Genomic DNA, 16479 nt, shown 5'->3' with positions numbered 1-16479 from the left:
AACAAGATTCATTGATAGCGACTTTAGATCAATTAAAGGGCCTTTGCCAGGAACGTAAAATCACCGTTAAACCGACGTTAGATAAGCTGATTAATTCTTGCCCGAATGAGTCGAAAGTCCAACTGCTATCCAAGCTTGGCATTTATTTTAGTAGTGTGGAAAGAACTGTTAAAAACACGGGTACGATTACCAGCATGCTCTGCAAGGGCGAAAGAAACTCAAGAACAAAGAAAAACATTAATGAGTTTCTGAGTATTGAAGACCGTGATGTACAAGCAATAGCATGTTATCCATGTATTACATCCATTTCTTCCATCTGTAATGGTATAGGCTTTCCCAAAGCCGGGGACGTGGACACGCTGCTGAAGCTACCGAGCCTCCAGAAGGATGGCCAACTTGACCGGCAACTGCTGAGCTCCATTTCTTCCATCTGTAATGGTAAAGGCTTTCCCAAAGCCGGGGACGTGGACACGCTGCTGAAGCTACCGAGCCTCCAGAAGGATGGCCAACTTGACCGGCAACTGCTGAGCTCCATTTCTTCCATCTGTAATGGTAAAGGCTTTCCCAAAGCCGGGGACGTGGACACGCTGCTGAAGTTACCGAGTCTCCAGAAGGATGGCCAACTTGACCGGCAACTGCTGAGCTCCATTTCTTCCATGATGAGTAGCCGGGGCTTTCCCAAAGCCGGGGACGTGGACACACTGCTCAAGCTACCGAGCCTCCAGAAGGATGGCCAGCTTGACCGGCAACTGCTGAGCTCCATTTCTTCCATCTGTCATGGTAAAGGCTTTCCCAAAGCCGGGGACGTGGACGCGCTGCTGAAGCTACCGAGCCTCCAGAAGGATGGCCAGCCTGACCGGCAACTGCTGAGCTCCATTTCTTCCATGATGGGTGGCCGGGGCTTTCCCAAAGCCGGGGACGTGGACACGCTGCTGAAGCTACCAATCCTCCAGAAGGATGGCCAGCTTGACCGGCAACTGCTGAGCTCCATTTCTTCCATCTGTAATGGTAAAGGCTTTCCCAAAGCCGGGGACGTGAACACGCTGCTGAAGCTATCGAGCCTCCGGAAGGATGGCCAGCCTGACCGGCAACTGCTGAGATCCATTTCTTCCATGATGGGTGGCCGCGGCTTTCCCAAAGCCGGGGACGTGGACACGCTGCTGAAGCTACCGTGCCTCCAGAAGGATGGCCAGCTTGACCGGCAATTGCTGAGCTCCATTTCTTCCATCTGTAATAGAAAAGGCTTTCCCAAAGCCGGGGACGTGAACACGCTGCTAAAGCTACCGAGCCTCCAGAAGGATGACCAGCCTGACCGGCAACTGCTGAGCTCCATTTCTGCCATCTGTAATGGTAAAGGCTTTCCCAAAGTCGGGGACGTGGACACGCTGCTGAAGCTACCAAGCCTCCAGAAGGATGGCCAGCTTGACCGGCAACTGCTGAGCTCCATTTCTTCCATGATGAAAAGCCGGGGCTTTCCCAAAGCCGGGGACGTGGACACGCTGCTGAAGCTACCGAGCCTCCAGAAGGATGGCCAGCTTGACCGGCAACTGCTGAGTTCCATTTCTTCTATCTGTAATGGTAAAGGCTTTCCCAAAGCCGGGGACGTGGACACGCTGCTGAAGCTACCAAGCCTCCAGAAGGATGGCCAGCTTGACCGGCAACTGCTGAGCTCCATTTCTTCCATGATGAAAAGCCTGGGCTTTCCCAAAGCCGGGGACGTGGAAACGCTGCTGAAGCTACCTGGCCTCCAGAAGGATGGCCAGCTTGACCGGCAACTGCTGAGTTCCATTTCTTCTATCTGTAATGGTAAAGGCTTTCCCAAAGCCGGGGACGTGGACACGCTGCTGAAGTTACCTGGCCTCCAGAAGGATGGCCAGCTTGACCGGCAACTGCTGAGCTCCATTTCTTCCATCTGTCATGGTAAAGGCTTTCCCAACGCCGGGGACGTGGGCACGCTGCTGAAGGTACCGAGCCTCCAGAAGGATGGCCAGCTTGACCGGCAACTGCTGAGTTCCATTTCTGCCATCTGTAATGGTAAAGGGTTTCCCAAAGCCGGGGGCGTGGACACGCTGCTGAAGCTACCGAGCCTCCAGAAGGATGGCCAGCTTGACCGGCAACTGCTGAGTTCCATTTCTTCCATCTGTCATGGTAAAGGCTTTCCCAAAGCCAGGGACGTAGACACGCTGCTCAAGCTACCGAGCCTCCAGAAGGATGGCCAGCTTGACCAGCTACTGCTGAGCTCCATTTCTTCTATCTGTAATGGTAAAGGCTTTCCCAAAGCCGGGGACGTGGACACGCTGCTCAAGCTACCGAGCCTCCAGAAGGGTGGTCTGCTTGACCAGCAACTGCTGAGCTCCATTTCTTCCATCTGTCACGGCAAAGGCTTTCCCAAAGCCGGGGACGTGGACACGCTGCTGAAGCTACCGAGCCTCCAGAAGGATGGCCAGCTTGACCGGCAACTGCTGAGCTCCATTTCTTCCATGATGAGTAGCCGGGGCTTTCCCAAAGCCGGGGACGTGGACACGCTGCTGAAGCTACCGAGCCTCCAGAAGGATGGCCAGCTTGACCGACAATTGCTGAGCTCCATTTCTTCCATGATGAGTAGCCGGGGCTTTCCCACAGTCGGGGACGTGGACACGCTGCTGAAGCTACCGAGCCTCCAGAAAGATAGTCAGCTTGACCGGCAACTGCTGAGGTCCATTGCTTCCATCTGTCATGGTAAAGGCTTTCCGAACGAGATTTTAGTTTCACGAATTATAGAATCTATAGGTCTCAAGAATCTGGAACTACCAGAATATATTGATGAACGACTGTCATCAGAGAATTTTGATTTCGATGAAAACTTTTGGGAGTCACTTGCAATAGACAAAATACCCTGACTCTTATCAAAAATCATCTATTGAGAGTGCATTTAAAATTCTTCCAAAATCGGCAGGATTGCTTTCTACCATTTGTGGGCGGTATGTGATTATTCTTAAGGTAGACATTAAGCCCCACCCACCGCACAAAGGCCTAATCTTGTACGCCCTGAACAACCATCCCGTGCAGGGTGTTCTCGTTTCGCATTATTTCCCCAGAAGTCCAGTAGCTTTTTAATGCATGAGACCAATGACTTTCCTGCATTCATCAACGATGAAATCACATTACCAAACAGGTGAGTCCCACTTTTCATCACCTTGTGCGTCGAGATTTCCTCAATGCTCCCACTTTCACAGAGGTTCGCCTGTGCAGCATGGGCAAGGTACCTTTTCAACGTCACAACCACAAAGGACATCAGAATCAGGCTAAACACCAGTGTCGCTGATTTGGTGTTAAAACGATGCCACCCTGAATAGGATTTGATCTCTTTGAAAATCAGCTCTATCTGCCACCGTAGACGATAGGCCTGGAGCACATCACTCAAGGTGAACTCCACCCGGTTCAGGTTGGTCACAACGAAAACCCACTTCTGTTTTTTGTCATTCCAGCGGACAACCAAGCGGAATGGCCAGGCTTTGAATCCCGGCCATTCTACATCCAGGTCGAGGCACTGGTCTTTGGGGAAGCCAGACAGTACATCCTTCAGTTTTTGTCCTTTGTAGCGATTGAGATTCTTGCCATCCTCCCGTACCGCGCTGAGTATCGTCGGTTGATACTCTGAGGTGCCTTGCAGATAAAAGAACCCTCCCTGTCATCAATAGCGGCAAAGAGTTCCAGCTCAAAATAACCGGCATCCATTAGCATCAGGATATAGGCCATGGATGTTGGCAGTGTGGCAGACAGTCTCTTTCTGAACGGGTATCTTCAGTCAGCTGCACCCGCACCAGGTTGTTGGTGAGAAGATCCATTGTCGTATGAAGCTCGACGGCAGCAGGACTGACCGTTGAGAACCTGCCGGGAAATGCTTCTTTCAGGGCATCATAGACAGCTTGTGACGAACCGTCCTGAATCAGAATGTGCTCAAACTCTGAAAATGGACTGTCTTCATCAAACGCCATGACTTTGCGGGAAAATATTTCCAGACACTGCACCCATAGCCACAGGATAAGAGTAGGCAGCGCGTCCTTTTTAGCTTGATTTGCCCAAGAACGATAAGAGACATTCAGCCCCGTCAACTCGTTAAATTTACGGTGTAGATCCGCCTGGGTATCGCAGTTTCCATCACCAGCGAGGGCATCGATCAGTGAGAGGATAAAATCCAAAGGACGGATATCTCGCTGTCGTATAGTAAAACCAAGCTGTTCCGCCATACTTAGGAGTTCTGACCGGTCGAAACAGGTCAACAGTTTTTTTCAACTAATCTACTATTTGCAGTACTCATCTTGTTCAGCCATTGATAATGGTTTCGAAGCTTTATTGTGGCTGTTCAAGGTGGGTTCTGCCGCCGGAAACGAACCTTTTTTGAGCTTAATGTCTACCCTAAGTGTGATTATTACCCGAACAAAAAACCCTTTTTTCCTTCGGGTCCCGGTTTTATTTTGAACGACGGATTCATACTGGCCTGTATCGCTAAAAATTACCCGCTTGAAAAAGGAATGAACCTGAATATTCAATATCAATTGGTGAGCGACTTAACGTTTTGGGGCTATTCATGGAACCCTCTCTCAGATATCATTGACCGGTTTTACTGTTCCCTTTAAATTCCTGATTGTTATTCCCTGAGAGGTTGGATCATGCAAGCCGACGAGGTCAAGGCGCTTCTGGAAACGGAGATTGCGGGCTCACAAGTGATTGTTGAGGGCGAGGGGTGTGACTTTCGTCTGACCGTAATCAGTGACCAGTTCGAAGCAAAGCGACCGGTTCAGCGTCAGCAGATGATCTATTCTCACCTGAATCCATTCATTACCAGTGGTGCAATTCACGCTGTAACGATAGTAGCTTTGACTACCGCCGAGCGTGCCAGGCAACTGGATAATCAGGACTGACAGGACCCTTGAAAGGTTTAATCCGGCAATGATCTATTGGCTCAGGGTGGATACTGGTTTATAGCTGCACTGTATACAGCTGCAATGCTATAGAAAATTGCACGTCTCCCCGGGCGTCCTCCGATGAACGCATCTTGTTCGATTTCCTTTCCGGTCATTAAGTGAGAAACCATGGATAAACTGATTATCACCGGCGGTGTGCGTCTTGATGGAGAGATTCGGGTCTCCGGCGCCAAAAACTCTGCCCTGCCGATCCTGGCAGCTACCCTGCTGGCAGACTCTCCGGTAACGGTATGTAATCTGCCGCATTTGCATGACATCACCACCATGTGTGAGCTGTTTGGCTGCATGGGAGTTGAGTTGCTGGTGGATGAAAAGATGAACGTTGAAGTTCATGCCAGCACGATAAAGCAGCTCGTAGCGCCCTATGAGCTGGTGAAGACCATGCGCGCCTCTATTCTTGTGCTGGGTCCTCTGCTGGCCAGATTTGGTTATGCTGAAGTTTCCCTGCCCGGTGGCTGCGCTATTGGTAGCCGCCCGGTTGACCTGCACATCCGTGGCTTGCAGGCCATGGGTGCGGATATTGTGGTTGAAGACGGTTATATCAAAGCCAGTGTCAAAGATCGCCTGAAAGGTGCGCACATATTGATGGACACCGTAACGGTAACCGGTACGGAAAATATCCTGATGGCGGCGGCACTGGCCAACGGTGAAACCATTATTGAAAATGCAGCCCGTGAGCCTGAAGTGGTCGATCTGGCTGAGTGTCTTATTACCATGGGGGCGAAGATCGAAGGCCACGGTACCGATGTGATCCGTGTGCAGGGGGTGGAGCGTCTTAATGGCTGCACCTACTCGGTATTGCCAGACCGTATTGAAACCGGCACTTACCTGATTGCTGCTGCGGCAACCGGTGGTCGGGTTCGCCTGAAAGACACCCAACCTGACATTCTTGATACGATTTTGCTCAAGCTCCTGGAAACCGGTGCTGCGGTAGAATGGTGTGATGACTGGATTGAACTGGATATGAAGGGCAAGCGTCCCAAGGCAATTGACCTGAAAACGGCACCTTATCCAGCGATGCCGACCGATATTCAGGCTCAGTTCACCGCACTGAATGCCATTGCTGAAGGCACGGGTCGGATCACCGAAACCGTGTTTGAAAATCGCTTCATGCATGTTCAGGAAATGAAGCGCATGGGCGCAGACGTTGATGTAGAAGGTAACACGGTAATCATCAAAGGGGTTGATCAGCTCAAGGCAGCTCCTGTTATGGCAACCGACCTGCGGGCTTCAGCCAGTCTGGTGATAGCCGGTCTGGTCGCTGAAGGTGATACCGTTGTAGAGCGTATCTACCATATTGACCGCGGCTACGAGTGTATTGAAGAAAAGCTTCAGCAACTGGGTGCCAAAATTCGTCGTGTTCCTGCCTGATTGACACTTCCTTTCTCCTTCTTGCCCTGATTTTCGGCTCTCGGGTCAAAAATCAGGGAACTTTTCTCTTTTTTACCATTCTAATAAAACGATCGTTTCAATTTTATGATTGATGATCTGAATATTTCTGAAGCCTTTAAATCCATTAGAGAATAAAGCCTTGTCAATACATTTGTTTTGCTGGCTCACCAGGTGTGATGAAGGCTGCCACAAACACCAGAATGTGTCAGGCAATAGAATGGAGTCTTAACGAATGGACTTAACGAGACTTATTAATAACCCCACCAGCATAGTGAATGTATCCGGATCTCCATCGGTTAGAGCGAGCGGTGGCCTGGTTTCTGGTCAACCTGATTCTGGCACAGCAAATCAGGTTAATATAAATCAACGTCAGGATGGCGCTTCACCCGATGTTCCTGAGCTGACGCCCGTTGAACAGAAACCTGTGGTTGACAGGAGCCCAATCAGTCAAACTCCGGGGCAACCTTTACTGACATCCAGCACCCTTAAAAACAAGCCGAGGGCTAATACATGCCAAGCTGAAACTCCACAGGAATCTTCTTCAAGAGAAGCGCTGCAAGGGCCCCCTGAGTTTACCCATATCTACCATGAAATATATTTTCAACTACAGAAAAGACTTCATGAGGCTTTTCGCCAGGGCGTTCATTTAAGCGTGAGAGCGGTTAGAGTTAGCCGGGAAGCGCGGGCAACAACGGGTATCAGCAATGAATGCACTGCTACTGGAGCCCGTAAAGTCAGTGCTGCTAAAAAACTCAAAAAAGAGCTTGGTGACAGGGTTGTCGGGCAGGTTCTGGGTCTAAAGCCAGAAATGCTCAAAAATGCCAGGGCAATGACAGCACTGAGTGGAAAAATAACAGAACTTATCCTGGCAGAACTTAAAGAGGCAACCTCTCGACCGGTCAGTGCTGCTGATCAAATAGATGAATGCAGTTCAGGCTTTGAAGGTGAGGATGCCTGGGTCAACGGCTTTTCACGATCAATCTCCACAGTCCTGGTGCACCTGACCCATCAGGCTTTTCTCAATAAAATAACCTGGGCAGACACCGGTGAAGGGAAAGAGAAAGTATCGGAGGTGTTAGCCGTTATCCTATCGGACATATTGAGCTTACCGTCCCCATCAGCACAAAAGAATACGGAAAATGTTGATGGTGCTTTAAACGACAGTATTGCTGCTGTACTACAGGCAGGGAGTAAATTGGTTAATGAAAAATTGGAAAACAGCGTTAAGTCAGAATCGTTAAAGAAAATCATCAACAACGTATTGTTCAGTATGATGGCTGAAGGTATTGAGTTGACTGAAAATAATGTTGATGAGCTGCTATCCGGGGTTTGGGCAATTATCATTAATACCCTGATGAGTATTCGCAGCGACACCGTTCGTCTGTTTAGCGAAAGAAACCGACAGAACCCTGATGAAATCCATGTTCTTCGAGACAGAATGGTCAGTAGTGTAGCGGAATTGATTAAACAATTTGTGAAAGATCATGGTAACTGGGCTGCAAAAGGTGTGTTTCGATTAGCCGACTGGATTGCACCTGAGAAATTTACTGAAGGGGTAATTAAAAAAGAGATCAATAAAAAGCTGGATGAGTACCTTGGTTTTTTTCAAAACGAAGCCCTGTTTGAAAAAGAAATTACTAAAATCATTAAAGAAAAAGAGAAGACACTCAAACCAATAATTATAAGAAACCTTGAAAAGCTAAAGCAGGAGATAAATGACGGTAAGGCCAATAAGAAAAATATTCAGGATGACTGCCAAACTCTGGTTAATCAGATAACCGCCCATTATAGAAAAAATAACCAGCAGCCCGCTGGTCAGAAAACGTCACCGGAAGCGGTTGCAAGTTTGCGTGATTCAAACGACATCAGTTCAACAGCACCCGCCGTAACCAGTGATCAATCAACCAGCTCTACTCACTTAAATGCTTCTGGTTTAACGACAGAGCCACGCACAAAACAAATGCGGGTAATTGATCAGGTGATTGCTCAGGAAAGTAGCAAGATGGCAGATGAGGCGATCGGCCTGCTGATCGGAGAACTCAGAAAACATCTTGACACAGTCATCCATAAGGTAGAGCCGGGTATTGGGAAAGTATTGGGAACGGCGGTCAGTAAAGGCGCCGCTTTCATCACCGGGCAAAACAAAGAAGAGCACTCGGTGAATCAGGAACCAGCAGAGACAACCCCCGGATTAACCCCCGAATTCACCGCAGCAATATCGCCGGTTTTAACGAAACTGGTTGTTGATATATTCATTGGCAAGCTTGAGTCGACGGAGTGGGAAAGAACGACTCGAACGAAGATACGTGAAGCGGTTGTTAATTTGAGCACCCCAGCTGACCCGCAAGGAACATTGCAGTCGGCAAACTGCTTCGATGAGCCATTGAAGTCTGCGCAGGCTGATCTTCTTCGGCAAATGGCCGGACCGTTACAGTCTGCGCTCAATAAGCTGCCCTCTCCGGCTCTACAGCAACTTTCCTCTGATTTTATCCTCCACAGTACGCGGGACGGTACGGTCTGGCTTGATGAATTGGTGACCGATCTGTTTAACGAGAAAATTGACGATGAATCGATTGTCTTGACGATCACCGATACGGTTTCTGAAGAGGTGGTCAAGCTACAGCACCTGCTGGTCAGTAGTGCTATCAACTGGTTAAAGCAACGAACAAAGGAGTGGGCGACTACGTCACAAGTCACCCAAGGTGTGGACTGGTTGGCAAGATGGATAACGGATAATAAACAGCAGATAGACCTGGATGCCAAAGCCTATGTGAAAGCATTGCTGGTTCAAATGATCCCGGATCTGGAAGCCGCTATTCACCAACGATTGAAGACCCTGCGTGCCGCAGTGGAAAATAGCCAGCAAGACAACACCGATGTGGTCACCACCCTGGCAGGGGTGGTCGATGAACTGAATAAGACGCCGAAGGGCAGTCCCGGGCAAACCGATGCAGTAGCGGACAGCAAAAAGCAAACACCGGAGCACTGGCACCAACTCTGCCGGGCCGTTGTTGAGCAGTTAGGCGATGGTACCGGTGAGGTAATGGACCTGATGGTCAACGACGCTGACGACCTGGTGGAACAGAAATCGCCGGAACTGGCGGCAGGTAGATTTCTTTTGACCCGGCACATTGGTGCGGTCATGGGTGAAGTGATCAAAGAAGGTGCTGGATTCATTGCCCAACGGAATGCCGCCCAACGGAGTGCCGCCCAACGGAGTGCCGCCCAACGGAGTGCCCCTCCTCACAATGGCAATGATCAGTCCGTGGCGGGGCTCGCCCAGCTGACCGATCACGTGCCGTCCTTCCTGACGACCACCGTCGTTAATAATCTGAGTGAAACCCTGCTGTCCACAGCCTGGAAAGAGCAGATGGTTGGCAAGGTGAAGAAATCTGTCAGGCAGGTACTGTTACCAAACGACAACAACACAGTATCGGCAGACGCGCCAACAGAAGGCCAGACATCCGAACCACCAGCGGTGAAGCTCTCGGTGGCAGGATCGGCTGCCGACAAACTGCTGAGAAAAGAACTGGCCGACATGCTCCGTACCGGGGCCAGCCAGCTGGCTGCAGTCCTGAAAACCCAGCCTTATGAAACCGTGAAAGGGATGGCCAGAGAGCTGCCGCTGAAGGGGATGGCTGATGGGATTGAGTGGCTGAACGTACTGATCACCGACCTCTTTAACGACGATGAGGACGCAACCCTGGCCAGGATCACAGAGGCGCTGACTGAGCAGGCGGTAGCAGCCCAGACGGAGGCAATTGACGAAGTGCTGGGCTGGCTGGATAGCGAAGCGGAGAATCCCGATGCAGGGGGGACAACGCAGAAAACCAACCGGGAGACGCTGTTGAAAATCCTGGTTTCCCGGCTGGATAATCTGCTGGAGCCTGCTGTGGCGGGTGCATCGGCTGAACTGTTCCAGCGTACACAGCCAGCAGCTGGGTTGACCGAGGTGGAGCAGCTCCGAAACGCCATACAGCCGTTCCTGCGTGGGCAGCTGGACCAGAGCCAGGTCATTAAACGGCTGGCCGCTTACGGAGTGGACCAGCTGACGGCATGGGTCAGGGCGCATCGGGAGGATATCCGACAGGATGTGGCAACACAGGTCAGGGCCCTGATGAAAGCGGCGACAAAGGATCTGGAAACAATCCTTAAGGAGCATCTGGCAACCCTGCGCACGGCGGTGGCAAACGGCCAGCAACACCGGGTAGATGCGGATAAGATCCTGGCTCGGGCAGCAAAGCGGCTGCACCCGGAGTCAGATGATGACTCCGGACTGATCGGCCTGGCTGCCCTGGATGCCATGGCAGAATGGAGTGAAGACCATGAAGAGCCACAGACACCGGAGCACTGGCGTGAACTCTGTCAGGCCATCGCTGAACAGCTGGGTAATGGGGTTGATGACGCTATTGAGCTGACCAAACAGGAATCGCGGGATCTGGTGGCAACCCGGTCACTGCTGACTGCACACATTGGTGCGGTCATGGGGAGCGTGGTTGAAGCCAGTGCCGAATTTATTGTTCAACGGAATGCTGTCCAACGGAGTGCCCCTCAATACAACGGCAACGATCAGTCTGCTGAGGGACTCGCCCGGCTGACCGGTTACGTACCGTCCTTTCTGACGACCAACGTCGTTAATAACCTGAGTGAAATCCTGTTGTCTGCTGCATGGAAAGCGCAGGCGGTCGGCAAAGTAAAACAGTCTGTCAGTCAAGCACTGTTACCGAACGACAAAGGTGTAGTAGCGGTAGACGAGCCGATAGAAGGCCAGTCAGCCGAACCACCAGCGCTGAAGCACTCGGTGGTAGGATCAGCTGCTGACTCATTGCTGAGAAAAGAACTGGCCGGCATGCTCCGTACCGGTGCCGACCAGCTGGCTGCACTCCTGAAAGCCCAGCCTTATGAGACCCTGAAAGGGATGGCCAGGGAGCTACCGCTGAAGGGGATGGCTGATGGCATTGAGTGGCTGGATGTGCTGGTCACCGATCTCTTTAATGAGGATGAGGACGCGACCCTGGCCCGGGTCACAAGGGTGCTGACAGAGCAGGCGGTTGCGGCACAGATGGCAGCGATTGACGCAGTGTTGGGCTGGCTGGATGCCGAAGCACATGATCCCGATACCGAAGAGAAAGCGCAGAAAACCAACCGGGAGAAACTGTTACGGCTCCTGGCATCCCAAATGGAGAACCTGGTGGAACCAGTCGTAGCAGGAGCATCAGTGGAACTGGTTCAGCGTACGCAGCCGGCAGCGGGATTGACGGAGGCAAAAGCGCTCAGGAATGCCATACAGCCGTTCCTGCGTGGGCAGCTGGACCAGAGCCGGGTCATTGACCAGCTGGCCACCTACAGCGTGGACCAGCTGACGGCATGGGTCAGGGCACATCGGGAGGACATCCGGCAGGATGTTGAAACCCTGGTCCGGTCCCTGATGAAGGCGGCAACAAAGGATCTGGAAACCATCCTTAAAGAGCATCTGGCAACCTTGCGTGCCGCAGTGACAAAAGCCCGACAAGACAAGGCCGATGCAGTGACCACATTACAGCTGGCAGCTGAGCAATTGGAGCCAGAAGAAACCCCAGGTGATGCAGCCATCAAGGATGTGAAGAAAACGACAGCGAACAGTAAAAAGCACCAGGATCACTGGCGTGGTGCCCGTAAAGCCGTTGCCAGCCAGCTGGGTAACTTGGCCGGCGATGCCATCAGGTTGACAATCGATGAAACAAAACAGCTGGAAGTGGCCAGGTCAATTCTGTCTGATGGTTTTGGCAAGGTCATGGAGGTTGCTGTCAAAGAAGGTGCTGAGTTTGTTGCCAGATACAACGATTCACAGAACGATGCACAGAACGATGCACAGAATGGCTGCACACAGAGTCATGCTGTAGTACTGCCCGGAGAGGCCATATCTCAACTGACCGGTGTCGTATCACCATTTCTCACGACAACCGTTGTTGAAAATATCAGTAACAAGCTGTTGTCTGATGCCTGGCAAAAACAAACCGTTGGTGAAGTGAAGAAGGCCGCAGAAAAAGTAATGGCCCCGGTAAACCAGGGTAAAGAGAATGTGGTCACTTCTGCTGGAAATCAGCAAGCTGTACAGCCTGTGGCTGCGGACCAACGTACGGCTATTGCGCGAGAAGCTGATGAAATGCTGAAACAAGGCTTGGCCAGAATGCTTGGTACTGGCGCAGACCAGCTGGAAGCAGTCCTGCAAGGCTTGCCTTATGACAGTGTGAAAGAGATGGTCAGTGACCTGACCCGGCAAGGAATCGCTGATGGCACCAGGTGGCTGGACGTACTGGCAACCGGCCTCTTTTGTGAGAATGAGGTGGTAGTACCCAGAGTAATTGATGCCATTACCCAACAGGCGGTGGTGACCCTGCAGGCGGTAGTTGACGGTGTGTTTGACTGGCTTGGCTCAGAAGATAAAGAGACAAAACAGCAGCCAAACCGGCAGAAACTGCTTGATATCCTGGTGCATAGGATGAATACCCTGGTTGAACCGGTTGTGACTGATTCATCCCGCCAGATAGTACAAAGCGTGACGCCGGGGTCAGAGTCCCGGGCACTCAGGGATGCAGTGCTTCCGTTCCTGCAGGATCAACTCAATAGGGGGCAGGTACTGGAACGGCTGGCCGGTTACAGTGTGGATCAACTGTCAGACTGGATCCGTCAGAATAGAGAGGTCATCAAGGAAGATATGGCCGTCAATGTTCGAGCCATGATGCAAAAAGCAGCACCGGAGCTGGAATTGATCCTCCACAACCGACTGGCACTTCTGCGTTCTGCGCTGAAGCAGAGTCCACAGAATAAAGGGGATGTAGTCACTACCCTGCGAAGGGCAGCTGAAGAAATCGCCCCCCCCCCAGTGATCAACACAACGATTAAGAAAAGCAGAAACGTTAACCAGCCTGAAGCGACGGGAATGTGGTCATCCCTGATACCGGGCTTGAGCAAAGGCATTGCGGAAGTTATCAGGCAAGGTACTGATATTATTCGTCGTAAAGTATGGGCAGATAACCTGCGGTCAAAACTGGGGAGAGATGAAGATCACGCCCGGATGTCTATTTTCCCGGTCGTTATACCCCATGTTCAGCGAATGGTTAAGGAGGCGGTGAGTGCCGGGGCTGGATACGCTATCCATCAGTTCAAAGGACGATCAGATGGCAATATGGCAGGCATGACTGAAGCAGTAACCATACATTTGCAAGCCCTTACTGCCGACTATTTAGGCCATATGGTTGCCGATGCCATTGAAGGTATGGCGAATGCTGTTAATAAGAATGCCGGTGACATCCAGAACGCTATTGAGCAGGCTTTGAACAATAGCGGACCACCAATGGACGTTGCCACATTATTAACTCCGCATATTAATGGTGCTATTGATCAGGCTCTGCATCAAAGTAAGCAGATTATTCTGGAAAGAACTGCAAAATGGATTGAAGCCAGCTCGTCAACAGCGACACCCGAGCTGCACAAAGCCATTGATAAAATATTGACGCATATTATGGCTAAGGGTGGTGAATGGATTATTGGTCATCAAAAAGGGATTGAAATAGCGGTTATAGAACCTATTCAGAAGGAACTGACCGAAACACTCAAGAGAGCCCAGGCTGACATTATTGAAAATGTCGCGCTATGGTTGGGTAATGAAGCGAATGTAAATAGCATCGTTGCAACTTTTACAGGGCAGATACGTGTTGCTGTGACCCAGGTGGTTGTTGCTACTGTGGCAAAGCAAATTTCCGGAAAAGATAGCGGGTCAGAATTTGCACGCGCAGTTGATAATATTACCCCTTATATAACCCCCATCGTTGATCAGGCTTTGACGCAAGCTATCACTTACACGGTTAAATGGCTTTCTGGCTGGGTCCGGGATCACGGTGCCGACATATCATCGTTGCTGAATCCCTTGATCGATAAAAAGGTGCAAGAGGTTATGCCTTCCGTACGTCAGGCGGTTCAGGATAAAGCCTTACTGCAGGCACGAAATAAAGCACAGGCTATCGATTTTAATAAGCTGGCCGCAGAACTGGCTGTGGCTTTTGTGGATCGCTTTGACCCTGATACGCTGACGTCCGGTGTCCTGAAGGTTGAACCGAAACACAGCGTGGCAAAGGAACTTCCCAAAATTTTATGTTTCCTGATGCAGGCGGCTGAAACCTATGAGTGTTTGAGCGGAAATCTGAATGAACCGATCCAATTTGATCGTGTCGTAATCAATGGCCGTGTGTTTAAAAATATCAAGGCCCATCTGATAAAAATGAAGGACGGCTCTATTCAGGTTCGGAAAATGGATCTGGTATTCGAGGATGCGGATAAGATCGATATTGATATTGAAATGACCGGAATATCCATATCATATCAATTGCCGGAAAAGAGTCAGTTGTACAAAGCCTCTTTATTATCTGCAGCCCCAATGATGCGCCCTGCTGATTTAGCCCGAAACCTTTTTAACACATTTATACCAGAACATATTGATTTCAATATTGATCAAATTTCGGGTGAATTTCATAGTAATGTTCTGGATGGTTCTGGTGAAGATACTGTCGGCTTTGGCCTTAGCAGGTTGAAATTCTCTCTTAACTTACATAAATACTATCCAAAACCATACATGGATATCAGCGTCGGGCCTCAGGATAGAGACAAAACCATTGAGTCAATAAAGGTCAATGTGGCCGGTCGAGGCGTAGTTGATTATGTAGAGGCTGATATTAACGTTGACCGTCATCGCAATGGTTATGCGGATGTAACGGCACTGTTAGAGCCTGCCCGGTTGCATCGTTTTGCGGGATGGCTGGCTGGCGGACCGGTTAAAGTCAATGCAAAATTTTCTATCAACAATGCCATAGGAAGGCTTGATGATATTGAGTCAATCCGTGTTAACGCTGCTCGCTTCGGTTGGATATATAATGCCCTGTTAAAGAATACGGTCAAGGCCAATAATCCCGGTTTTACCCTGTTGAATGATGGTAAGGCTGTCATTAAGTTAAAGTTATCGCTCTTCTGTGAAGAGCGATCAAACCCAATGCGCTGGTTAGCGAAAGCGGCCAATCGCTTCTTACAATTTTTCACCAGACCTATTGAAATACCTTTGTCGTTCAGCGGTGCTCCATATGAGCCTGCATCAAAAGGTGAAAAGGGGCTTGGTTCATTCAATATCATACGGTTTATTGATGGGTTATTTAATCCCTGTCCTTTGTCCATGCACAGTGATACCCATGAAGCCCTGCTGAGGAAGCTTGGTGAGATTTCAATAGATGAGCATCCACAAGAGCATCTTGACCGGCTTGACAACATCATTGATCAAGTGATAGCAGAATTCCGGATGGGTAACGCGCCGTCAGACCTCACTCTGATAAGGGAGATCCCATTAGAAAGTCTGCATTTACTGGTTAATCGGGTGAAGAGCAATGAAGGTGGGCAGAATGATCTGTCTCGTCTGTTATTCCTGGTTGCCCACCTGGTTGAAGCGCTGCCAGAAAAAGCGGTACAACTGGTGAACCGGTCCGGATATACGCCTGAATCAGGGGGGCAGCCCTATCTGTTGCACCTGATCGCTACCACACCCAACACCTCCTGGCTGACTAACCCTGAGAATGGAAAAGTGATGGAGCCGGTTTACCAGAATCATCAATTCAAGCGCTTACAGGAATTCTGGAAGAATAGCCAGAGTAATCCTGATGGCAGTATATACAATCCCGATAGTGAAAAAGAGCCCGCTCAAAGGTTTACTGAAAAAGTGGTAGAGAAGGTGCGCACACTGGCCCGCGAACTGAATATTCCAGATGATATCAAGTTGATGATGGCCCGGGACTTTGATTTTGCCAATAAGATGTTCGGTATAGAGGCAGCAAAAAAGCAAGGTTTGCCAGTGAATTCTCCGGCAAATCAGCTGCCTTATCATTCGCAGGGTTTACCGCCTGTAAAGCGTGTAAAGGATATTGGTCGGGCAACAGCATGAGCTCGCCAATATTAAACGACAATGGTTAAATTCCTGTTAACCTTGCTGTCCCCCTAAGCACATCTCCCTATAAAATATGTTCGCCATTGTTTAAAACGCATTATAAGCAAGGAAGCCTGAGAGAAGTTTTTTTCAGGCTTTCCCGACAGCCCCGGGACC

The 16479-nt window shown here is 50.2% G+C and carries 7 protein-coding genes; 4 read left to right on the top strand and 3 right to left on the bottom strand.

Annotated elements, in window-relative coordinates; all coding sequences use genetic code 11:
- Positions 1–11: 11 nt before the first annotated feature.
- Positions 12–2879 carry a hypothetical protein gene (locus MJO57_RS08695; RefSeq protein WP_252024573.1) on the top strand — a complete coding sequence of 956 codons (2868 nt, stop codon included), beginning with the start codon at positions 12–14 and terminating at the stop codon, positions 2877–2879.
- Positions 2880–2986: 107 nt separating this feature from the next.
- Here MJO57_RS08695 and MJO57_RS08690 read toward each other — a convergent pair whose 3' ends face one another.
- Genes MJO57_RS08690 through MJO57_RS08680 form a run of 3 tightly spaced genes read right to left on the bottom strand, consistent with a single transcriptional unit; the run spans position 2987 to position 4229 of the window.
- Positions 2987–3553: a transposase gene (locus MJO57_RS08690; RefSeq protein ID WP_371924873.1), complete on the bottom strand. Its 567-nt coding sequence runs from the start codon at positions 3551–3553 to the stop codon at positions 2987–2989.
- Between the two features lie 8 nt (positions 3554–3561).
- Positions 3562–3738 (bottom strand): hypothetical protein, encoded by a 177-nt coding sequence (locus MJO57_RS08685; RefSeq protein ID WP_252024569.1) that lies wholly within the window; start codon positions 3736–3738, stop codon positions 3562–3564.
- Positions 3723–4229 carry a hypothetical protein gene (locus tag MJO57_RS08680; RefSeq protein ID WP_252024567.1) on the bottom strand — a complete coding sequence of 169 codons (507 nt, stop codon included), beginning with the start codon at positions 4227–4229 and terminating at the stop codon, positions 3723–3725. The genes MJO57_RS08685 and MJO57_RS08680 overlap by 16 nt, the downstream gene beginning before the upstream one ends.
- 423 nt (positions 4230–4652) lie before the next feature.
- Here MJO57_RS08680 and MJO57_RS08675 point away from each other — a divergent pair, with 423 nt between their 5' ends.
- The 3 genes from MJO57_RS08675 to MJO57_RS08665 all read left to right on the top strand — a co-directional run bounded on the left by MJO57_RS08675 (position 4653) and on the right by MJO57_RS08665 (position 16320).
- A complete protein-coding gene (locus MJO57_RS08675) occupies positions 4653–4904 on the top strand; it encodes a BolA family protein (RefSeq protein ID WP_252024565.1) in 252 nt (83 codons plus the stop codon).
- Between the two features lie 171 nt (positions 4905–5075).
- Positions 5076–6338, top strand: coding sequence for a UDP-N-acetylglucosamine 1-carboxyvinyltransferase (gene murA, locus MJO57_RS08670; RefSeq protein WP_252024563.1), 1263 nt, complete (start codon positions 5076–5078; stop codon positions 6336–6338).
- Between the two features lie 673 nt (positions 6339–7011).
- Positions 7012–16320 (top strand): hypothetical protein, encoded by a 9309-nt coding sequence (locus tag MJO57_RS08665; protein ID WP_252024561.1) that lies wholly within the window; start codon positions 7012–7014, stop codon positions 16318–16320.
- Positions 16321–16479 lie beyond the last annotated feature (159 nt).

It is taken from the genome of Endozoicomonas sp. SCSIO W0465, from assembly GCF_023716865.1.
Lineage (GTDB): Bacteria > Pseudomonadota > Gammaproteobacteria > Pseudomonadales > Endozoicomonadaceae > Endozoicomonas.
Note: the sequence above shows the minus strand (reverse complement) of the source record. Positions and strands in the feature narration are given on the sequence as shown.